Source organism: Asticcacaulis sp. (genome assembly GCF_051956075.1).
Classification (GTDB): domain Bacteria; phylum Pseudomonadota; class Alphaproteobacteria; order Caulobacterales; family Caulobacteraceae; genus Asticcacaulis.
Genome location: NZ_JBQCGA010000021.1, coordinates 66,545 through 87,240 on the forward strand (window position 1 = coordinate 66,545; position 20,696 = coordinate 87,240).

Below are 20,696 nucleotides of genomic sequence, written 5' to 3' on the forward strand. Positions count from 1 at the left end.
CGCGGGCCTTGTAGCGGCCCGCGTCCTTTCGGCAAAACCAGAAATTCTGGCTTAGAGCGCGTTTCGATCTGATGCGATGAGATCGGCGCTATAAACTTATGTTTTGTCGCTCTTTCTTATCCAAAAGTGGAGGCGCTTTTTGGGAAAGCGCGCCGGGAATCAGCCCGTCTTGCTGTCGCGATCCCCGTACCAGTTCAGATTGCGCGTCAGCATCATGACGGCGGCGATGGTCAGGAAGGCGGACACCGCGCCGACCAGCAGGGCGTAATCCTCCATGCGCATCAGGATATAGATCAGGCCGTAGAGCAGGCCGAACACAATAAGCGCCGCGACGCCGCGCAGCAGGCTCTTGAACACCATGCCCGCATAGGCCGAGATCAGGCCGACCGTCGCGACGGCGGCGGCGGCGAAGGCGGCGTCGAAGCCGATGCGTTCGGCCAGAGACAGCAGCAGCAGGTAGAAGGTGATCTGCGCCAGCCCGATCAGGATATATTGCGCCGGGTGCAGCTCGGTCTTCGTCATGCTCTCGAACAGGAAGAAGGTCAGAAAGACCAGCCCGACGAACAAAAGCGCGTATTTCAGCGAGCGTCCGACATTCTGATACGGGTTGGTCGGCTCGACGAAACTCACCGACAGAGCGGACTTGTCGAGCGAGGACAGGGCGGTCTGGGTGATGACCGGCGGCAGACCGCGCGCGATGAACGGCACCGACCAGGTCGCCTTGAAGCCGGACTTCAGATCCTGTTCGCCCGCCACCAACGGCTGGGTCTGGTCGTGGTGAAAGGCGCGCGTCGCGGGCAGGAAGCCGCCGCCAAAGGACGGCCAGTTCCAGTCGCCGCTCAAACTGGCCGTGGTCGATTTGGCGAAGGCCAGCACGGCCAGGCTCTGCGCGCCGGTGAAATCCATGCTCAGATCGACGTCGAGCGGCTGTGACAGGTCGAGACGGTCGAGCGGAACCGAGAACAGATCAAACGTGTCGCCATTGTCCATATTGGCGCCCGCGGCGTCGGGCGCCAGCGTCAAGGCTTGGCCCGCGACATGCGCGACGATGTCGCTGCGCGCGCCGCGCGAATCCGACGCGCCGGTCATCAGCCGCGCATGGCCCCAGTCGAGCGTCGCGTTCGGCACGGGCGAGACGACCTGGCTGAGGTCGAACCGCGCCGTGAAGGCCAGATGGGCGTCATAGACCGGCACGCGGAACAGGGAGCGCGAACGCACCTCGCTTTTCGACGTCACCTGCGCGTCGCCAGTGGCCGGAAAGATGATGAGATTGCCGGTCTGGACCTGGGGCGTGGTTGTATCGGAAGCATGCACGGGCGCGGTGTAGGGAACGCTGATCACCGGCCCCATAAAGGTCTGTGGCCCGCCCATCAGCCCGCCGATCTCATCGGCGACCTGTTCGGCGCGGTGGCTGCGGTCGTGCAGCAACAGAAAGACAAAGCCCGCAGGCACGGACATCAGCACGGCCAGAAAGCAGACGATCAACAGCTTGGCGCCGCGCGAACGGCTGATAAGCTGTGGTTTGTAAGGCGTTGCGGTATTCGACATATCCTCCCCCTTCAATTGGGCGAGGTCATGCTATCACGCGCGCAGCCTGTGGAAAAGCATAATTTGAACGACGTTCAAAAAACAATGCGGTCAGTGCTGATCGGCGGGCATGCGCACGATCAGGCCGTCGAGATCGTCATTGACAATGATCTGGCACGACAGGCGCGAATTGGGTTGCAATTCGTTGGCGAAGTCGAGCATCGACTCCTCCATCACCGAGGCGGTCCCGGTCTTGTCGCGCCACGCCTCATCGACATAGACATGGCAGGTGGCGCAGGCGCAGGCCCCGCCGCAATCGGCGTCGATGCCGGGAATATTGTTCTTGACCGCGCCTTCCATCACGCTGTTGCCGCTGCGCACCTCGATGACGTGCTCGGTTCCGTTGTGTTCGATATAGGTGATCTTGGGCATGGCGGGGTCACTTTAACAGGCGCAGAGCCGAAGCTAGGCTCCGGCTCTTAAAACAAAAAGCAAAATTTTTCGAATCGAAAAAGGGGCAAATGAGGGAAAGACCGTTTCCCCCATGACCTTACTTCGCGGGCATCATCTTCTTGATTTCGGCGATGGCCTTGGCCGGGTTCAGCCCCTTGGGGCAGACCTGCGCGCAGTTCATGATGGTGTGGCAGCGATAGAGCTTGAACGGGTCTTCCAGCGCTTCCAGACGGCCCTTGGTGTTCTCATCACGCGAATCGGCGATCCAGCGATAGGCCTGCAACAGGGCTGCGGGTCCGAGATACTTGTCCTGATTCCACCAGTAGCTCGGGCACGAGGTCGAGCAGCAGGCGCACAGGATGCACTCGTAAAGGCCGTCCAGCTTGTCGCGGTTGGCCGGGCTTTGCAGGCGCTCCTTTTCCGGGTCGGGCGTCTTGGATTCCAGCCACGGCTCGATCGAGGCGTACTGGTTGTAGAAGCCCGTCAGGTCGGGGACCAGATCCTTGACCACCGGCATGTGCGGCAGCGGCGAAATGGTGATCTCACCGGAGAATTCGTCATGACCCTTGGTGCAGGCCAGGGTGTTGCGCCCGCCGATATTCATGGCGCACGATCCGCAAATGCCTTCGCGGCACGAACGGCGGAAAGACAGCGTCGAATCGACGTGATTCTTGATGTGGATCAGCGCGTCCAGCATCATCGGACCGTGATCATTGCTATCGACCTCATAGGTGTCCCAGCGCGGGTTTTCACCGGAATCGGGATCGAAGCGGTAGATCTTGTAGGTCCGCGTCGTCTTGGTCTTTTTCTCAGCCTTGAAACGCTTGCCCTGTTTGATCTGCGAATCGCGGGGGAGGGCTAATTCAACCATATCAATACACTCTCGCTTTCGGCGCGATATAGGCGATGTCGTTGGTCATGGTGTAGGCGTGGACCGGGCGATAGTCGATCTTCGTCTTGCCCGTCGCCGTGTCGATCCAGGTCAGGGTGTGCTTCATCCACGTCTCGTCGTCGCGGTTCGGGAAATCCTCGCGCGCATGGGCGCCGCGGCTTTCCTCGCGATTGGCCGCAGAATTGACGGTGACGACGGCCTGGCTGATCAGATTGTCATATTCCAAAGTCTCGACCAGATCGGTGTTCCAGATCAGGCCGCGATCCTTGATGCCGATATCGGCCCCGCCCGCGAACACCTCATCAAGGCGGCGGACGCCCTGTTGCAGGGTTTCGCCAGTGCGGAAGACGGCGGCGTCCTCCTGCATGGCGCGCTGCATTTTCAGACGTAGCTCGGCGGTCGGGGTCGAGCCAGAGGCGTAGCGGAACCTGTCAAGACGCGCCAGATGCTTATCGACCTCAGCCGTGCCGATCTCCTTGTGCGGCTCGCCGCTCTTGACCAGCTCCTTGGCGCGCATACCGGCCGCGCGGCCGAACACCACAAGGTCGATCAGCGAATTGGAGCCGAGGCGGTTGGCGCCATGCACCGACACGCAGGCCGCTTCGCCGACCGCCATCAGGCCTGGCACGACCGTATCGGGATTGCCGTCCTTAAGCGTCAGAACTTCACCGTGATAATTGGTCGGTATGCCGCCCATATTGTAGTGGACGGTCGGGATGACCGGGATCGGTTCCTTGGTGACATCGACGCCCGCGAAAATCCGGGCCGATTCCGAAATGCCCGGCAGGCGCTTGTGCAGGATTTCCGGCGGCAGGTGGTCGAGGTGCAGGAAGATGTGATCCTTCTTGGGGCCGACGCCGCGGCCTTCGCGGATTTCCATCGTCATGGCGCGCGACACGACGTCGCGTGAGGCCAGATCCTTGGCCGAGGGCGCATAGCGCTCCATGAAGCGCTCGCCCGCCGAATTGGTTAGATAGCCGCCTTCGCCGCGCGCCCCTTCGGTGATCAGGCAGCCCGAACCATAGATGCCGGTCGGGTGGAACTGCACGAACTCCATATCCTGCAAAGGCAGGCCAGCGCGCAACACCATGGCGTTGCCGTCGCCGGTGCAGGTATGGGCGGAGGTCGCCGAGAAGTAGGCGCGGCCATAGCCGCCAGTGGCCAGAATGACCAGATGGGCGCGGAAGACATGGATGTCGCCGGTGTCGAGCTGCCAGCAGGTGACGCCGCGGCACACCCCGTCATCCATGATCAGGTCGAGTGCGATATATTCGATGAAGAACTCGACCTTTTCGCGCACCGACTGGCCATAGAGCGTGTGCAGCATGGCGTGACCGGTGCGGTCGGCGGCGGCGCAGGTGCGTTGCACCGGGCCTTCGCCGAAATTGCGCGTCATGCCGCCGAACGGGCGCTGATAGATCTTGCCGTCCTCGGTGCGCGAAAACGGCACGCCCCAGTGTTCGAGCTCATAGACGGCCTTGGGCGCATTGCGCACCAGATATTCGATCGCGTCCTGATCGCCCAGCCAGTCCGACCCCTTGACGGTGTCGTACATGTGCCATTCCCACTTGTCCTCGCCCATATTGCCGAGCGAGGCGGCGACGCCGCCCTGGGCCGCGACGGTATGCGAGCGGGTCGGGAAGACCTTGGTGATGCAGGCGGTCTTGAGGCCCGCTTGACCGGCGCCCAGCGCCGCGCGCAGGCCCGAACCGCCCGCGCCGATCACCACCACGTCATAGTCGTGGTGGACGATGTTGTAGGGTTTTTTCGTATCGGACATGAGTTTTACGCCGCCTGATGGACCAGATAGAGCGCCGCGCCGGTCGCAACCAGCAGGACGAGGCTCAGGAGAAAGATGAGGAACAGATAGAAGCCGCGGCCTTCGGTCTTGTCGAAATAGTCTTCGATGACCACGCGCAGGCCCATATACATGTGCCAGACCGCGAAGATGGCGGTCAGACCGATCAGACCTGCATTGAGCGGCAGCTTGACGAAGGCGATGGCCGCCTCATAACCGCCCCCGGCCAGCTTGATCGCCGAATACGCGACCCAGACGGTCAGGACGGCGAGGACCACCGAGGTCAGACGCTCGGCCAGCCATGTGCCGGCGCCATGATGTTCGGACTTTTTCCAGTCGGCGACCGAACGGCCGATCAGATCGCGCTTAGAGCTCACAGCGACACCTTTCCGGAAGCGAAGAGACAGGCCCAGAAGGCCAGGGTGAGGACAAGGCCAGCCGCCATCGTCCAGAAGGCCAGTTGATCGGCGCTCTTGGGCGTGAAGCCCGCGCCTAAGTCCCAGATCCAGTGGCGGACGCCGCCGGTCAGATGCACGAAGCCGCCGAGGCTTAGCAGGAACCAGACGATCAGGCCCAAGGGCGAGGCCGCGAAGGTGAGAAACGCCGCATAGGCCTGATGCCCAAGCGCGAGGCTGACCAGCCACGCCACAAGCATGATCAGACCGACGGTCGAGCCGAAGCCGGTGACGCGGTGCATGATCGAGGAGAACATGGTGATATGCCAGCGCCAGACCTGCAAATGCGGCGATAAGGCGCGGCGCGGGGTTGGGGAAGGTTTTCCGGAAGCCGTTTGGGACATGCGATCTCAGCCTTTATCCACGGTCTGTTGTACGCGCCTGATGCGGTATCGGATGACGCAGGCGCACACGAATCCCCGAAATAAGTCTTCGGGGGGTTACACTTGGGGGTCTTATTAGACCCTGACGCCCGCCTGTCAATTCAGCATTCCGCGAAGCGCGCCGTTTTTTCGCTCTGCACCCTAAAAGTTTTCGCAATCGCTAATCATTTGCAAAAAGCGCCGTCCTCACGCGCATGTGAGATGAGCGTCAAAGCTTCGCCCTATTTCCTGACCAGAAGCGTTCGCCCCATAAGCGTTCCCCTCCGGCGCGCGTCCGGTTGCTATCCGCGACGGAACGCGCCAGCCTGCGCGTGATCATGGGGTTTCCTTCCTGAAAGCCCGCCAAGCGCCCTGAATAAAGTGAGTCCGATTACCGTGTCGCCAGCCTTGTTGCTTTCCGCCGCCCTTATCATGCAAGCCGCCAGTCCCGCGCCCGATGCGCCGCCTCAGGGCGTCCATGTCAGTGATTACAAAGGCCATTATGGCAAGGGCCGCAATCCCCGCGAAGAGCAGTTCAACGCCAATATCGTTGACGCCTATCACGCCAAGGAGCGGGCGGTCGGCAATCTCGAAGGCGCGTGGCGCTTGAGCGACGCGACCGGCAGGGGGCTGGTGCAGTTCGAGTTGCGCGCGCCCAAGACGCGCGGCGGCGATATCGAAGGCGCCTGGCGCTCGCTCACCGTCCCGCTTGGGGCTGCGCATGCGGGCTTTGTCTCCAGCCTGACCCTGAGCGACGACGATCTGGAGATCAATTACATCGTCGGCCATGCCCGCTCGCCCGACATTTTGCACCTGCAACGCAAGGATGACGCGACCTGGACCGGGACGCTGACGGCGGTTTCCGGCGCGCGCATCCCGGTCGTGCTGCAACGTGTCCGCGCGGTTGGCGGCTAAGGGACTTGCGCCGCCGCCATTATGGGATTAAGTCGCAGCCACCATTTTGGTTGCGCCGCACATTTCCTATAACGACGCAACAGGCTGTATCGCGGCATATTGAAAAAGGGAGTTCCCATGGCACGCGCTAAGATTGCTTTGATTGGTTCGGGTATGATCGGCGGCACGCTGGCGCACATCGCCGCGCGCGAAGAACTGGGCGATGTCGTCCTGTTCGACATCATGGAAGGCACGCCGCAGGGCAAGGCGCTCGACATCGCCGAAGCCACCGCCGTGATCGGCACGGATGTCGCGCTGAAGGGCGCCAATGATTACGCCGGCATCGCCGACGCCGATGTCTGCATTGTCACGGCGGGCGTGCCGCGCAAGCCGGGCATGAGCCGCGACGACCTTCTGGGCATCAATCTGAAGGTCATGAAGGCCGTGGGCGAGGGCATCAAGCAATATGCCCCGAACGCTTTTGTCATCTGCATCACCAATCCGCTCGACGCCATGGTCTGGGCCTTGCGCGAATTTTCCGGCCTGCCGCACAACAAGGTGATCGGCATGGCGGGCGTGCTGGACTCGGGCCGCTTCGCCTATTTCCTGGCCGAAAAGACCGGCGTGTCGGTCGAAGACATCCGCGCCTGGACCCTGGGCGGCCACGGCGACGACATGGTGCCGATGGTGCGCCATTCGACCATTGGCGGCCTGCCCCTGCCGGACGCCGTGGCGCAGGGCTTCCTGACCCAGGACGAGCTGGACGCCATTGTGAAGCGCACGCGCGGCGGCGGCGGCGAGATCGTCGCCCTCCTGAAGACCGGCTCGGCCTTCTACGCTCCGGCGGAATCGGCCATCGCCATGGCGGCCTCGTACCTGAAGGACAAGAAGCGCGTCCTGCCGTGCGCCGCCTATCTGCAAGGTGAATACGACCTGCGCGGCCTCTATGTCGGCGTGCCGGTGGTCATCGGTAAGGACGGCGCGGAAAAGATCCTGCAATTCACGCTCAATGACGACGAAAAGGCGATGTTCGCCAAGTCGGTCGAAAGCGTGCAGGGCCTGATCGCCGCCTGCAAGACCATCGACCCGTCGCTGGCCTAAAACTTTCGCGCTTTAAAAAGCCGGAAAAGGACGCCTTCGGGCGTCCTTTTTTGTTTGTGGCGGCGGTATAAGAAGCACATCGCTTTTTCACGAAATTTCGGTCAGCCTGCGCGGCGAAGGGAGAAAGCCCGCATGAAGCCGTCCTATCTGTTCGCCATCGCGCCCGCCCTGCTGCTCGGCGCCTGTCATCAGACGCCGCCCGCCGGTTCGGAAGCCAGCGTCTCGCAAAGCGCCGCCGCGAGCATGGCGTCCGATGCGTCCGCGCCCGTGGCTTCCGCTGTTTCAGCCTCGCCCAGTTTCGACTGCGCCCACGCCCTGCCCGGCGCGCAGACCGTGGTGTGCGGCGACAACCAGCTGGCGCAGCTCGATGCTGAAACCGACCGTTTGTACAAGCTCATCGACGCGCATGTCAGCGATCCGGAACGCCTGGCGCTCAAGCGCTTGCAGGACGGCTGGACCGCCAAGCGCGACGCCTGCGCCGCCACGGTCGCCGTCAAGACCTGCCTCGTCCAGGCCTACGCCAGCCTCATCGCGGACCTGCGCGCCGGTTACAAGATCGCGGCGGACGACGCGACCGGCCTTAGCCTGGGACCGGTGAGCTGGCGCTGCCCTGGCGCCGGGGCGCTCCTGTCCTCGACCTTTATCAATGTCAGTCCGGGCCTCGTCTTTCTGCGTCGCGACGACACCTCGGTCGTGCTGACCCAGGCGGTCAGCGCCGATGGCGGACGCTATACGGCCAGTCTGCCCGATGGACCTTCCGGCGGCGATTATGAATTCTGGACCAAGGGCGACGAGACCCGCTTCACCGTCCCCGGTCAGGCCGCCGTCACCTGCACCAGGGTCGGCTGAGGAGATATCGTGATGAAAACCCGCAATCTGGTTCTGTTCGCCGCATCGGCGATCCTGCTGATCGCCCTGTCCGCCTGCGCCCAGCGTCCCATGGGGACGACGGGCGATCCCGCCTTTCTGCGCGGCCTGATCGACGGCCTGCTGGCGCCGATCACCTTCGTGCTGTCGTGGTTCTCCAGCACGATCCGCATGTACGCCTTTCCCAATATCGGGCGTCTGTACGATTTCGGCTTTCTGATCGGCCTGTCGGTCTGGGGCGGCGGCGGTAGCCATGTGGTGACGCGTTATATTTACGTCGATCGCCGTTCGGGCCGCCGCTTCGAAGAGGTGGACGATTGACCTGAACTGCGGCGATGGTTACGCCTTACGCATGATCACATCGTCGCCTCTTGGCCCTACGCTTGAAACCGAACGTCTGATCCTGCGCCCGCCGGTCGTGGAGGATTTTGACGGTTTCTGCGCCTTCTGCGCCGACGCCGAGGCGATGCAATATCTGGGCGGCGTACAGTCGCCCGCCATGGTCTGGCGTATGCTGACCTCGGTGGCCGGCGCCTGGCATCTCTACGGCTTTCATATGTTCAGCGTGCTCGACAAGGCGTCGGGCGCCTGGATCGGCCGCATTGGCCCGTTGCAGCCGTTCGGCTGGCCGGGTCAGGAGGTCGGTTAGGGCCTGATGACCGCCTGGCAGGGCAGGGGACTTGCCCGTGAAGCCGCTGTCGCCTGCATGGACCATGTCACCGAAACGCTGGGCTGGGACGATGTGATCCACACTATCAATCCAGATAACCGCGCCTCCGCCGCCTTGGCGCAGGCGCTGGGCTCCGTCAATCGCGGCCCCGGCAAACTGCCCGATCCTTACGCCTATGAGCGCATCGACATCTGGGGCCAGAGCCGCGCCGACTGGCGCGAAAATCGCAAGCGCTTTTCGTAAAACACCGCCTTGACTCACAGGTTCGTCGCGCGTATTTAACCAAGCAGTTATTTAACTATTGAGTTTAATGCCGTGCCGGAGCTTCACGATCCTCTCAGCCAGACCCTGACCGCGCTCGCCGATCCGACCCGCCGCGCCATCCTGGCGCGGCTATCGCACGGCGAAGCGTCGGTGACCGAGCTGGCCGAGCCGTTCGAGATGAGTCTGCCCGCCGTCTCCAAACATCTGAAAGTGCTGGAAAAGGCGGGCCTGATCTCGCGCAGCCGCGAGGCGCAATGGCGTCCGTGCAGGCTGGAGCCCGCGCCCTTGCAGGCCGTTGACGCCTGGCTCGGCGACTATCGCAAAATGTGGGAGGAGAGGCTCGACCGCCTCGACGCCTATCTCAAAGCCTTAAAGCCCAATGGCGATCTGAATTAGGAGACGCGCATGCCCCTCGAACAACCGGCTTCTGCCGCCGAAATCTTCACCATCGAGCGCGTCTTCGACACCTCGCCGGAACTGCTGTGGGACGTCTGCACCAAGGCCGAACATCTCGGTCAGTGGTTCGGCCCGCCGGGTACGACCGTCAAGGTCAAGACGCTCGATCTGAAACCCGGCGGCGTCTTCCTCTACGGCATGGAGATGCCGGGCGGCGTCACCATGTGGGGCACGTGGGTGTTCCGTGAGATCGACGCCCCGCGCAGCCTCGCCTACGGTGTCTCCTTCTGCACAGAGGACGGAACGCCGGTGCGGCATCCGATGGCCCCGATGTGGCCGCTGGAGGTGCTGGCCGTGCAGGAATTTTCCGCCGAGGGCGGCAAGACGCGCATGAAAAGCCGTTCCTGGCCGATCAACGCGACGTCTGAGGAGCGCGCCGTCTTCACCGCTGGCCACGCCTCGATGCAGATGGGCTTCAGCGGCGCCTGGATGCAGCTCGACGCCTATCTGGCGCGGATGAAGGGCTAGGTCATGACCCTGATGATAACGCCCGCCACCTTTGTCTGCGAACGCGATTTCGAGCATTCCGTCGCCCTGCTGTACTTCGCCTTCACCGACCACGAGGCGCGTAAGGTCTGGTATGGCGGCAAGGAGCGCGGCTTTAACGTCGCGCATCACACGCTCGACTTCCGCGCAGGCGGCGCAGAATCGTGGCGCGGCCAGCCGCACGGCGACGCCTGGATGACCAATGACGCGACCTTCATCGACATCATGCCTGAGCAGCGCGTCATCTACAGCTACGTCATGACGATGGACGGCGCTCTGTTCACCGTGTCGCAGCAGGCGGTGGAGTTTTCCGCGCGCGGGACCGGATCGCACATCAGGCTGACCGAGCAGATCATGTTCATCGACCGCAGCGATCATCTGACCGGGCGCATCGAAGGCACACAGGCCATGCTTGACCACCTGAACGCCTGGCTTGACGCTCATATAGCCGCAGGCTGACAGCATGTTCGTCGTCGCCGCCATTCTGCTGATCGCCCTGGCCCTGACCTGGGCCATCGTCAAACTCACGGAGCCGAAATCATGAAGAAGCTCATTCTGCTGCTTGCCGTTCCGGTCCTGCTGACCGCCTGCGCCAAGCCCGCTGACAAGACGCCCGCCGCCAGCGCCTCCGCCTCCGAAGCTGCGCCGGATGTCAGTCAGCTGCCCGCAGGCGACTATCACGCCGATCCGGCGCACACCTCGCTGACCTTTGAGGTCAACCATCTCGGCTTCTCGCACTATACGGCGCATTTTACGAAGATTGACGCCCAGATGAGCCTCGATCCCGCCCATCCAGAGGCGGCGCAACTGACGGCGGTGATCGACCCGCAATCGCTTGAGCTGAACGCCCCGCCCAAGGGTTTCCACGACGCGCTGATGAGCAAGGACTGGTTCGGCGCTTCGCAATTTCCTGAAATAAGGTATCAATCCACCGCCATCACCCGCACCGGACCGGCGACGGCGGACGTCAGCGGCAACCTGATCTTGCACGGCGTCGCTAAACCCGTCGTGTTGCATGTGCGCTTCAATGGCGGTTATCCGGGCCTGCAGGGTTACGATCCGAACGCGCGCATTGGCTTTTCGGCCGCGGGTTCGCTGAAGCGCTCCGACTTCGGCATCAGCTTTGGCGTGCCTCAGGCCGGATCAAGCATGGGCGTCAGCGACCAGGTCGATTTCCAGATCGAGACGGAGTTCACAGGCCCTGCGCTGAAAGCGTCATGATCGCGGATCATATTGCTTCTTGATCTGCAGCGGACTTCAGTGACGCTGCTGCCACAATCGGGCGGCCCGGCGCGCAGTCTGGAAATGCTTTAAAAGGAGAAACGCCATGCTCACCAACCTGTCGCCGCACCTGGCTTTCAATGGCGATTGCGCCAAGGCCTTCGACGCCTATGTGAACATCTTCGGCGCCGAGATCACCTTCATGATGACCATGGGCGAATCGCCGATGGCCGCTGAGGTTCCGGTCGAAACCCATGGCGCCATCATGCACGCCACGATCAAGCTGCCCAATGGCGCGCTGATCATGGGCGCCGATGCGCCGCCGCACATGTACGAGGCCCCGCGCGGCACGACGGTCAGCCTCAGCTATGACGATGTCGAGGAAGGCCGCCGCGTCTTCCACGCGCTGGTCGAGGGCGGACGCGAGATCATGGCCTTTGGCGAAACCTTCTGGGCCAAGGGCTTCGGCATGTGCGTCGATCGTTACGGCCAGCACTGGATGATCAATTGCGGAGACGCGATGTGACCGGTGACGGCGCATTTGAATTCTGTGTTTCCAGAACTCTGGATGCAAGCCCGCAGCAGGTCTGGCGCGCCTTCACCGACGAAGGCGCGCTGACGGCGTGGTGGGGGCCGCATGGCTTCACCGCTGCGGCGCGGCTTGACGTGCGCGACGGCGGCGCTTTCGAGATCGTCATGACCGGCGCCGACGGCGTCGCCTATCCGATCGAGGGTCAGTACCTGTCGGTCGAAGCGCCCCGCCGGCTGGTCATGGAGATGTCGCTGGAGAACCATCCGGCCAACTGGCATGACTATCTGGCCGAACAGTTCATAAAAGCGGGCGGCGCGCCGGAGCAACTGGCGCAGGTGCGCGTGATCACCCGCGTGACTTTAGAGCCGCTGGACGGCGGGCGCACCCGGTTGCTGATCGCGCAGGTCTATGAGTCGGAAGCCATGCGCGACGCCTTTGCGGGCATGGGCAATGCCGAGGGCTGGGCGCAGTCGCTCGACCGGCTGGAGCAGGCCCTGCTATAGCCAGCCGTCGGCCTTCAACGCCTTGACATAGCTGCGGCTGACCGGCGCGGCCACGCCATTTTTCAGCGTCAGGGTCGCCTTGCCGTCGCCGCGCGCCGCGTCCGTGACCGCCGCCTTTGCGACCCACCATGAGCGATGAGTCTGGCTGCCTTCGATCCCGTCCAGCTCGCGAATGGCGTCGTAGAGCCGCATCAGGATCAGGGTCTCTCCCGCCGAGGTGAAAACCCGCAAATAGTGATCCTCCGCCGCCAGCGCATAGATATAGATATCGGCGTGGCGGTGCTTGAACGGCAGGCGCTCGCGAAAAACGGCGCCCGGTTCGACGGAAGCGGCGTCCGGCGCGAAGGCGTGGCTCTGCGCCGGAACGCGGTTGATCTGAGTGTGCAGCACCGCCACCGCCAGCGCAATGACGAAACTGGGCAGGACAAAGGCGGGCCAGCGCGCCGCCTCGAACCGCCCGCCGCCGAACAGTCCGGTCACACCCCACGCATAGGTCGCGATCAGCGGCGTGATGACAATCAGCATGAGGGCGATCTGCGGCCACAAAGGCAGGTTCAGCCGGTCGAACAGGGCGCCAGTCAGGTTCGCAATCCCCGTGCCGCCCAGCATCAGAATCAGCCAGTAGGCCAGCCGCGTCGCCATCCCGGCTTCGCCCGTGCCCATGGCGCCGGTGAAGGCCAGCAGTACGCCGATCAGCGCCGCCACGCCATAGGTGCGCGGCCAGCGCGTTCCGAAACGCTGTAAAATCCATGCAACTGGCGAAGCGCGAACGGCGGCGTCGGTCATTTCACGTCAGGACAAGGGGTGTTCACGAAGACGCAGCCGCCAGACGCGGCGCGATCTGCTCCTTATGCGGCATCCGTTCGCAAAAAGGAACCACGACATGACCATGATCGACGCCTTCTCTCATCCCCATGCGCCTAATCTGAGCCTGATCATGCAGGCGCCGCTGGTCATCCGCCTTCACCTGCTGGTCGCGTTGGGCGCCTTTGCGGTGGCGACGTTTCAGATGCTGGGACCGAAAGGCACGGGCCTGCACCGCGTTCTGGGCTGGATATGGGTGGTGTTCATGGCGGTCGTCGCCGTCACCAGCTTCTTCATTCACCTGATTAATCCGTCAGGTTTCAGCCTGATCCATGTCCTGTCCGTCGTGACCCTGATCGCCCTGCCGGTGTTGGTCTATGCGGCGCGGCGGCATAATGTGAAACTGCACAAGGGCGTGGCGACGCGCCTCTACCTGTTCGCCCTGATCGGCGCGGGCCTGTTCACCCTGTTTCCGGGGCGGCTGATGTGGCAGGTGTTTTTCGGCTGACAGCGCTGTCCGCCAAGCAGGCATTGCGTTAGCGGTAACACGCTTGTCGCGTCTGCCTTAGCGGGACATTTAATTTTCATGAAACCGGTCAAAATTTTGTTAGTGAGCGGTTGCACACAGGCCGTCGCCTCATTATAAAGCGCCCCGATCGCAAGATACGTCCTCAGGGCGGAGCCACGCCTGTGTCCTGGCTTTTACCCCGTCGGCGTCACGGGGCCGGTGCGCCGGTCCGCAACCTCGGAGCCGATTGCGTCCGTTTTAACGCCGGGCGGGACCGTCTCTTCCAGTCTTTTATCAAAGATCGGTTTCATGAACATTCACGAGCATCAAGCCAAGGCCGTCCTGAAAGAGTTCGGCGTGGCCGTTCCGCGCGGGTATCCCGCCTTTTCCCCCGATGAGGCCTTGAAGGCCGCCAAGACCCTGGCGTCCGAAGCCGGGTCCAAGGTCTTCGTCGTCAAGTCGCAGATCCACGCTGGCGGGCGCGGCAAGGGCCGTTTCGAGGGGCTTGGCCCCGACGCCAAGGGCGGCGTGCGCGTCGTCAAGTCACCGGAAGAGGTCAAGGCCAATGCCGACGAAATGCTGGGTCGCGTGCTGGTGACGCACCAGACGGGCGCTGCGGGCAAGCAGGTCAACCGCCTCTATATCGAAGAAGGCGCGGACATCGCCAAGGAACTCTACCTGTCGCTGCTGGTCGATCGCGTCTCGTCCAAGGTCTCGGTCGTCGCCTCGACCGAAGGCGGCATGGACATCGAAGACGTCGCCCATTCGACGCCGGAAAAGATCCACTCCTTCACCATCGACCCGGCGACGGGCGTTTGGCCGACCCATACCCGCGCGCTCGCCAAGGCGCTGAACCTGAAGGGCGACGTCGCCAAGCAGGGCGCCAAACTCCTGCACCAGCTCTATGCCGCGTTCAACGCCAAGGACATGGACATGCTGGAGATCAACCCGCTGATCATCACCGGCTCGAATGAGCTGATCGTGCTCGACGCAAAGGTGTCGTTCGACGGCAACGCCCTGTTCCGTCACCCGGACATTGTCGAGCTGCGCGACGTCACCGAGGAAGACGAGAAGGAAATCGAAGCTTCGAAGTTCGACCTCAGCTACATCGCCCTCGACGGCGAGATCGGCTGCATGGTCAACGGCGCGGGCCTCGCCATGGCCACGCTCGACATCATCAAGCTCTATGGTTCCGAACCCGCCAACTTCCTCGATGTCGGCGGCGGCGCGACCACCGAAAAGGTGACCGCGGCCTTCAAGATCATCACCTCGGACCCCAAGGTGAAGGGCATTCTGGTCAACATCTTCGGCGGCATCATGAAGTGCGACATCATCGCCACCGGCGTGATCGAAGCGGTCAAACAGGTTGGCCTGAAAGTGCCGCTGGTCGTGCGCCTCGAAGGCACGAATGTCGATCTCGGCAAAAAGATCATCAATGAGAGCGGCCTGAACGTGATCGCCGCCGACGACCTGGCCGACGCTGCGGCCAAGATCGTCAAGGCCGTGAAGGGTTAAGCACTATGTCCGTACTTATTGACAAGAACACCAAGGTCATCACGCAGGGCATTACCGGCGCGCAAGGCACCTTCCACACCCAGCAGGCCATCGCCTATGGCACGCAAATGGTCGGCGGCGTCACCCCCGGCAAGGGCGGCCAGACGCACCTCGACCTGCCGGTTTTCGACACCGTTGCCGAGGCGCGTGAGCGCACCGGCGCGACCGCGACCGCCATCTATGTGCCGCCCCCCTTCGCGGCGGACTCGATCCTCGAAGCGATCGAAGCCGAGATGGAGCTGATCGTCTGCATCACCGAGGGCATCCCCGTGCTCGACATGGTGCGCGTGAAAAAGGCGCTGCAAGGCTCCAAGTCGCGCCTGATCGGGCCGAACTGCCCCGGCGTCCTGACCCCGAACCAGTGCAAGATCGGCATCATGCCGGGCAATATCTTCTCCGAAGGCTCGGTCGGCGTCGTGTCGCGCTCCGGCACCCTGACCTATGAAGCCGTGTTCCAGACCACCAATGCCGGCCTGGGCCAGACCACGGCGGTCGGCATTGGCGGCGACCCGGTCAAGGGCACCGAATTCATCGACGTGCTGGAAATGTTCCTGGCCGACGAGGCGACCAAGTCGATCATCATGATCGGCGAAATCGGCGGTTCGGCCGAAGAAGACGCCGCCCAGTTCATCCTCGACGAAGCCAAGCGCGGCCGTAAAAAGCCGATGGCTGGCTTCATTGCAGGCCGCACGGCGCCTCCGGGCCGCCGCATGGGCCATGCCGGCGCCATCATCTCCGGCGGCAAGGGCGGGGCGGAAGACAAGATCGCGGCGATGGAAGCCGCCGGGATCAAGGTCGCGCCGTCGCCTGCGGCGCTCGGCGAGACGCTTTTGAGCGTTCTGAAAGGTCTGTAAGACGAATTTACCGAAAGGCGCCAAACTTCATTAAGCAGTTTGGCGCCTTTTGCGGTAATATGCGTACATTCGCCGCACCCGCCCCAAAACGGTCATCGCCGTGGGGTAGGGACGGCGGTTCACCGGACGGGCGGCGATGTTCAGCCAAAGCCGCCTGTTCAGCAAACTGAACTGCCCCGCAGTGTCGTTGTTGGCTGCGGGTTTCAACAGCGCTCAAGCCTCAGTCCTTAACCGGGCCCAGGGGTGGTTGCGCAAACCTTATCTGAAAGGGAGGCGGTGTCGTCATTGGCCGCCTCGACGGGTAACATCATGGCGGATGATTCCAGCCGGCTGAACCAGGTGTTCGCAGAGACCTCGTTTCTCTACGGTACGAACGCCATTTTCATTGAACAGATGCAGGAACAATGGGCGCGCGATCCCAATTCGGTTTCCCCCGAATGGCGCGCGTTTTTCGATTCCTTGAAGGACCGCCCCGAAGCGGTCAGCGCCAATGTCGGCGTGGCCGGATGGGGCCGTCCCGATGGAGCCCCACGCGACGAGCTGATCTCGGCGATGGACGGCGTCTGGCCTGCGGTGCAGGCCAAGGTCGAAAAGGGCCTCGCGGCGAAGACGCCGGGCGCGTCTCCGGCGGACCTGCAAAACGCCGCGCGCGATTCGATCCGCGCCCTGATGCTGATCCGCGCCTACCGTATTCGCGGCCATCTGCAATCCAATCTCGATCCGCTGGAGCTGGAGCCCAAGGGCGACAACCCGGAACTGCACCCCAGCTACTGGGGCTTCACCGACGCCGATATGGGCCGCACCATCTTTATCGACGGCGTGCTGGGTCTGGAATCGGCCACTTTACGCGAAATCATCCAGATCGTGCGTCGCACCTATTGCGGCAATATCGGCGTGCAGTACATGCACATCGCCGACCCGGCGGAAAAGGCCTGGGTGCAGGAGCGCATCGAGGGCCGCGACAAGGAAATCACCTTCACCAAGGAAGGCAAGATCGCCATCCTCAAGAAGTTGATCGAGGCCGAGGGCTTCGAAAAGTTCTGTCACCGCCGCTTCCCCGGCACCAAGCGCTTCGGCCTCGACGGCGGCGAAGCCATGATCCCGGCGCTTGAGCAAATCATCAAGCGCGGCGGCGCTTTAGGCGTCAAGGACATCATCTTCGGCATGGCCCACCGCGGGCGCCTGAACACCCTGACCGCGGTGATGGGCAAGAGCTATCGCGCCATGTTCCACGAATTCCAGGGCGGCTCGTCGCTTCCGGCGGACATCGAAGGCTCATCGGACGTGAAGTACCATATGGGCGCTTCGTCGGACCGGGAATTTGACGGCAACAACGTCCACCTGTCGCTGACCGCCAACCCGTCGCACCTTGAAATCGTCAATCCGGTGGTGCTGGGCAAGACGCGCGCCAAGCAGGCCGCCTATCTGAAGACCAAGGAAATCGAGGACAAGCCGGACCGCAGCATGGCGATGGGCCTGCTGATCCACGGCGACGCGGCCTTTGCGGGCCAGGGCGTCGGCATGGAATGTTTCGCGCTGATGGACTTGAAGGGTTACCGCACCGGCGGCACCTTGCACTTCATCATCAATAACCAGATCGGCTTCACCACCGCGCCGCGCTTCTCGCGCTCCTCGCCCTATCCGTCGGATGTGGCGCTGATGGCGCAGGCCCCGATCCTGCACTGTAATGGCGACGATCCCGAAGCGGTGGTGTTCGCGGCCAAGATGGCGACCGAGTTCCGCCAGAAGTTCGCCAAGGACGTGGTCATCGACATGTTCTTCTATCGCCGCTTCGGCCATAACGAAGGCGACGATCCGACCTTCACCCAGCCGATCATGTACGCCAAGATCAAGAACCACCCGTCGGTCAGCGAGCTGTATTCGCAGCGCCTGATTGCCGAAGGTGTGGCGACGCAAGGAGATATCGAGGGCTGGCAAAAGGAATTCGACGCCTTCCTCGATTCCGAATTCGATGCGGGCAAGACCTACAAGGCGACCAAGGCCGACTGGCTGGACGGCAAGTGGTCGGGCCTCGGCCTGCCCGAAGAAGACGAGCGTCGCGGCCTGACCGCCGTGCCGCGCGCGAAGCTGGTCGAGATCGGCACCAAGATCACCACCATCCCGAACCATATCGACATCCACAAGACCTTGAAGCGCGTCATCGAGGCGCGTCAGCAGATGATCGCGTCCGGCGAAGGCCTCGACTGGGCCACCGCGGAATCGCTGGCCTTCTGCTCGCTGCTCGACGAAGGTTTCCCGGTGCGCCTGTCCGGTCAGGATTCGTTGCGCGGCACCTTCTCGCAGCGCCATTCGGCCTTTGTCGATCAGACGACCGAAGAACGCTACCTGCCGTTCAACCATATCCGCGACGGGCAGGCCATGTACGAAGGCATCGACTCGGCCCTGTCCGAAGAAGCTGTGCTGGGCTACGAATACGGCTATTCGCTGGCCGATCCGAACACCCTGACCCTGTGGGAAGGCCAGTTCGGCGACTTCGTCAACGGCGCGCAGGTGGTGATCGACCAGTTCATCAGCAGCGGCGAGCGCAAATGGCTGCGCATGTCGGGCCTGGTCATGCTGCTGCCGCACGGCTACGAAGGTCAGGGGCCGGAACACTCGTCGGCGCGGCTTGAGCGCTTCCTGCAAATGTGCGCCGAAGACAATATGCAGGTCGCCAACTGCACGACCCCGGCCAACTATTTCCACATCCTGCGTCGCCAGGTTCACCGGCCTTTCCGCAAGCCGCTGATCCTGATGACGCCGAAATCGCTGCTGCGCCACAAGAAGGCGGTGTCGTCGCTGGCCGACATCGCGGAAGGCTCAAGCTTCCACCGCGTGCTGCACGACGACGCCGAGCGCAGGCCCGACGTCGCGGGCGTCAAGCTGGTCGGGGACGACAAGATCCGCCGCGTCATTCTGTGTTCGGGCAAGGTCTATTACGACCTGCTCGAAGACCGCGAAAAGAAGGGCGTCAAGGACGTGTACATCATGCGCCTTGAGCAGTTCTATCCGTGGCCGATGAAGTCGCTGCTGACCGAGCTGGGCCGTTTCAAAAACGCCGAACTGGTCTGGTGTCAGGAAGAGCCGAAAAATATGGGCGGCTGGACCTTCGTCGATCCGTGGCTAGAGCTGACGCTCGACAAGCTCAACATCAAGGCCAAGCGCGCCCGCTATGTCGGTCGTCCGGCCTCGGCGGCGACGGCCGCCGGCACGATGAGCCGCCACCTCAAGGAACTCGAAACCTTCCTCAACGAGGCGTTCGCCTAAAATCGCCGTCATCCGGCCTTTGCGCGGGCGCGCGGAGGCCGCATCCCTTTCCATTCGCGTAAAGCAAAAACCAAATCCGGAGCCTGAAACTCATGGCCGATATCCTCACCCCCACCCTTGGCGAATCCGTAGCCGAAGGCGCCATCGCCAAATGGACGAAAAAGTCCGGCGACGCCGTCAAAAAGGACGAGATCCTGATCGAGATCGAAACCGACAAGGTCTCGCTCGAAGTCGCCGCCCCGGCGGACGGCGTGCTGCAAATTCTGGTCGGCGAAGGCGAAACCGTCACGCCGGGCATGGTGCTCGGCACGGTCAGCGGCGCCGGCGCGGCTGCGGCCCCCAAAGCCGAAGCCCCCAAGGCCGCTGATGCCCCCAAAGCCGCCCCTGCCTCACTGATCGAGGTCAAGACCCCGGTTATGGGCGAGTCGGTCGCCGAAGGCGCGATCGGAACCTGGACGAAAAAGGCTGGCGACGCGGTCAAGAAGGACGAGGTGCTGGTCGAGATCGAAACCGATAAGGTCGCGGTCGAAGTCTCCGCGCCCGCCGACGGCGTGCTGGCTGAAATCCTCGCCCCCAATGGCGCGACGGTCACGCCCGGTCAGGTGATCGCGAAAATCTCCACCGACGGCAAGGCGGTCGCGGCCGCGCCCGCCGCCCCTGCATCGGCTCCGGCCGCCGCTCCGGCTGCGGCCTCGACCGACAAACCGCTGTCGCCCGCCGTGCAGCGCATCGTCTCCGAAACCGGCCTTGATCCGAATGGCGTCGCGGGCACCGGCAAGGACGGGCGCATCACCAAGGGCGACGCTCTGGCGGCTCTGGCTTCGGCGCCGGTCGCTTCGGCTCCGGTCCCGGCGCCCGCGCCTGTCGCCGCCGCCCCGCGCGCGGTCGGCCCGCGCGAGGAGCGCGTGAAGATGACGCGCCTGCGTCAGACCATCGCCCGCCGCCTGAAGGAATCGCAGAACACCGCCGCCCAGCTCACCACCTTCAACGAGGTGGACATGACGACGATCATGAATCTGCGCACCGCCTACAAGGACGTGTTCGAGAAGCGCCACGGCGTCAAACTCGGCTTCATGTCCTTCTTCGCCAAGGCCGTGGTCGCCGCGCTCAAGGACATCCCGGCGGTCAATGCCGAGATCGACGGCACGGACATCATCTACAAGAACCACTACGACCTCGGCATCGCCGTCGGCACCGAAAAGGGCCTGGTCGTGCCGGTGCTGCGCGA

22 protein-coding genes and 1 pseudogene are annotated in these 20,696 nt (G+C 63.1%); 16 read left to right on the forward strand and 7 right to left on the reverse strand.

From position 1 onward, the window contains the following. Window positions 1-159 precede the first annotated feature (159 nt). From creD to sdhC, 6 genes are all read right to left on the reverse strand, one after another. The gene (gene creD / locus ACTHLA_RS05940; protein ID WP_440186195.1) at window positions 160-1,548 is read right to left on the reverse strand and encodes a cell envelope integrity protein CreD; all 1,389 of its coding nucleotides are present in this window, start codon (window positions 1,546-1,548) and stop codon (window positions 160-162) included. A gap of 90 nt (window positions 1,549-1,638) precedes the next feature. Beyond that, window positions 1,639-1,959, reverse strand: coding sequence for a 2Fe-2S iron-sulfur cluster-binding protein (locus tag ACTHLA_RS05945; protein ID WP_440186197.1), 321 nt, complete (start codon window positions 1,957-1,959; stop codon window positions 1,639-1,641). A gap of 118 nt (window positions 1,960-2,077) precedes the next feature. After that, window positions 2,078-2,851 (reverse strand): succinate dehydrogenase iron-sulfur subunit, encoded by a 774-nt coding sequence (locus ACTHLA_RS05950; RefSeq protein WP_440186199.1) that lies wholly within the window; start codon window positions 2,849-2,851, stop codon window positions 2,078-2,080. Window position 2,852: 1 nt separating this feature from the next. Further along, window positions 2,853-4,652 (reverse strand): succinate dehydrogenase flavoprotein subunit, encoded by a 1,800-nt coding sequence (gene sdhA, locus ACTHLA_RS05955; protein ID WP_440186201.1) that lies wholly within the window; start codon window positions 4,650-4,652, stop codon window positions 2,853-2,855. A gap of 5 nt (window positions 4,653-4,657) precedes the next feature. Continuing rightward, entirely contained in the window at window positions 4,658-5,047 is a 390-nt protein-coding gene (sdhD, locus tag ACTHLA_RS05960) for a succinate dehydrogenase, hydrophobic membrane anchor protein (RefSeq protein WP_440186203.1), read from the reverse strand. Beyond that, a complete protein-coding gene (gene sdhC / locus ACTHLA_RS05965) occupies window positions 5,044-5,469 on the reverse strand; it encodes a succinate dehydrogenase, cytochrome b556 subunit (protein ID WP_440186205.1) in 426 nt (141 codons plus the stop codon). The genes sdhD and sdhC overlap by 4 nt, the downstream gene beginning before the upstream one ends. Before the next feature lie 450 nt (window positions 5,470-5,919). Here sdhC and ACTHLA_RS05970 point away from each other — a divergent pair, with 450 nt between their 5' ends. The 11 genes and pseudogenes from ACTHLA_RS05970 (at window position 5,920) to ACTHLA_RS06020 (ending at window position 12,481) form a co-directional block, all read left to right on the forward strand. Further along, window positions 5,920-6,402 carry a hypothetical protein gene (locus ACTHLA_RS05970; protein ID WP_440186207.1) on the forward strand — a complete coding sequence of 161 codons (483 nt, stop codon included), beginning with the start codon at window positions 5,920-5,922 and terminating at the stop codon, window positions 6,400-6,402. 117 nt (window positions 6,403-6,519) lie between these two features. Next, complete coding sequence (gene mdh / locus ACTHLA_RS05975; RefSeq protein ID WP_440186209.1) at window positions 6,520-7,482, forward strand: malate dehydrogenase; 963 nt, start codon at window positions 6,520-6,522, stop codon at window positions 7,480-7,482. A 132-nt stretch (window positions 7,483-7,614) separates the two neighbouring features. After that, window positions 7,615-8,331: an MliC family protein gene (locus ACTHLA_RS05980; RefSeq protein WP_440186211.1), complete on the forward strand. Its 717-nt coding sequence runs from the start codon at window positions 7,615-7,617 to the stop codon at window positions 8,329-8,331. Between the two features lie 12 nt (window positions 8,332-8,343). Beyond that, window positions 8,344-8,670, forward strand: coding sequence for a hypothetical protein (locus ACTHLA_RS05985; protein ID WP_440186213.1), 327 nt, complete (start codon window positions 8,344-8,346; stop codon window positions 8,668-8,670). 31 nt (window positions 8,671-8,701) lie between these two features. Then, a pseudogene (locus ACTHLA_RS05990) lies at window positions 8,702-9,262 on the forward strand (GNAT family N-acetyltransferase). A gap of 72 nt (window positions 9,263-9,334) precedes the next feature. Further along, window positions 9,335-9,679, forward strand: coding sequence for an ArsR/SmtB family transcription factor (locus ACTHLA_RS05995; RefSeq protein WP_440186215.1), 345 nt, complete (start codon window positions 9,335-9,337; stop codon window positions 9,677-9,679). Window positions 9,680-9,688: 9 nt separating this feature from the next. Beyond that, window positions 9,689-10,207, forward strand: a complete 519-nt coding sequence (locus ACTHLA_RS06000) for an SRPBCC family protein (protein WP_440186217.1) — start codon at window positions 9,689-9,691, stop codon at window positions 10,205-10,207. A 3-nt stretch (window positions 10,208-10,210) separates the two neighbouring features. Further along, window positions 10,211-10,684, forward strand: a complete 474-nt coding sequence (locus tag ACTHLA_RS06005; RefSeq protein WP_440186219.1) for an SRPBCC domain-containing protein — start codon at window positions 10,211-10,213, stop codon at window positions 10,682-10,684. An 81-nt stretch (window positions 10,685-10,765) separates the two neighbouring features. Further along, the gene (locus tag ACTHLA_RS06010; protein ID WP_440186221.1) at window positions 10,766-11,446 is read left to right on the forward strand and encodes a YceI family protein; all 681 of its coding nucleotides are present in this window, start codon (window positions 10,766-10,768) and stop codon (window positions 11,444-11,446) included. Between the two features lie 106 nt (window positions 11,447-11,552). Further along, a complete protein-coding gene (locus ACTHLA_RS06015; protein WP_440186223.1) occupies window positions 11,553-11,972 on the forward strand; it encodes a VOC family protein in 420 nt (139 codons plus the stop codon). After that, complete coding sequence (locus tag ACTHLA_RS06020) at window positions 11,969-12,481, forward strand: SRPBCC family protein (protein WP_440186225.1); 513 nt, start codon at window positions 11,969-11,971, stop codon at window positions 12,479-12,481. Before ACTHLA_RS06015 ends, ACTHLA_RS06020 begins: the two co-directional genes overlap by 4 nt. On the opposite strand, the gene ACTHLA_RS06025 is transcribed toward ACTHLA_RS06020, so the two are convergent. After that, the gene (locus ACTHLA_RS06025; protein WP_440186227.1) at window positions 12,476-13,267 is read right to left on the reverse strand and encodes a LytTR family DNA-binding domain-containing protein; all 792 of its coding nucleotides are present in this window, start codon (window positions 13,265-13,267) and stop codon (window positions 12,476-12,478) included. The genes ACTHLA_RS06020 and ACTHLA_RS06025 overlap by 6 nt on opposite strands. 97 nt (window positions 13,268-13,364) lie before the next feature. Between ACTHLA_RS06025 and ACTHLA_RS06030 the strand changes: the two genes are divergently transcribed. The 5 genes from ACTHLA_RS06030 to ACTHLA_RS06050 form a co-directional block, all read left to right on the forward strand. Beyond that, window positions 13,365-13,793 (forward strand): DUF2306 domain-containing protein, encoded by a 429-nt coding sequence (locus ACTHLA_RS06030; RefSeq protein ID WP_440186229.1) that lies wholly within the window; start codon window positions 13,365-13,367, stop codon window positions 13,791-13,793. Window positions 13,794-14,102: 309 nt separating this feature from the next. Then, complete coding sequence (gene sucC, locus ACTHLA_RS06035) at window positions 14,103-15,308, forward strand: ADP-forming succinate--CoA ligase subunit beta (protein ID WP_440186231.1); 1,206 nt, start codon at window positions 14,103-14,105, stop codon at window positions 15,306-15,308. Window positions 15,309-15,313: 5 nt separating this feature from the next. Beyond that, window positions 15,314-16,201: a succinate--CoA ligase subunit alpha gene (sucD, locus tag ACTHLA_RS06040; RefSeq protein WP_440186233.1), complete on the forward strand. Its 888-nt coding sequence runs from the start codon at window positions 15,314-15,316 to the stop codon at window positions 16,199-16,201. Between the two features lie 309 nt (window positions 16,202-16,510). Further along, complete coding sequence (locus ACTHLA_RS06045; RefSeq protein WP_440186235.1) at window positions 16,511-19,468, forward strand: 2-oxoglutarate dehydrogenase E1 component; 2,958 nt, start codon at window positions 16,511-16,513, stop codon at window positions 19,466-19,468. 92 nt (window positions 19,469-19,560) lie between these two features. Next, window positions 19,561-20,696: biotin/lipoyl-containing protein (locus tag ACTHLA_RS06050; protein ID WP_440186237.1), on the forward strand; the 1,136-nt coding region annotated here is incomplete at its 3' end.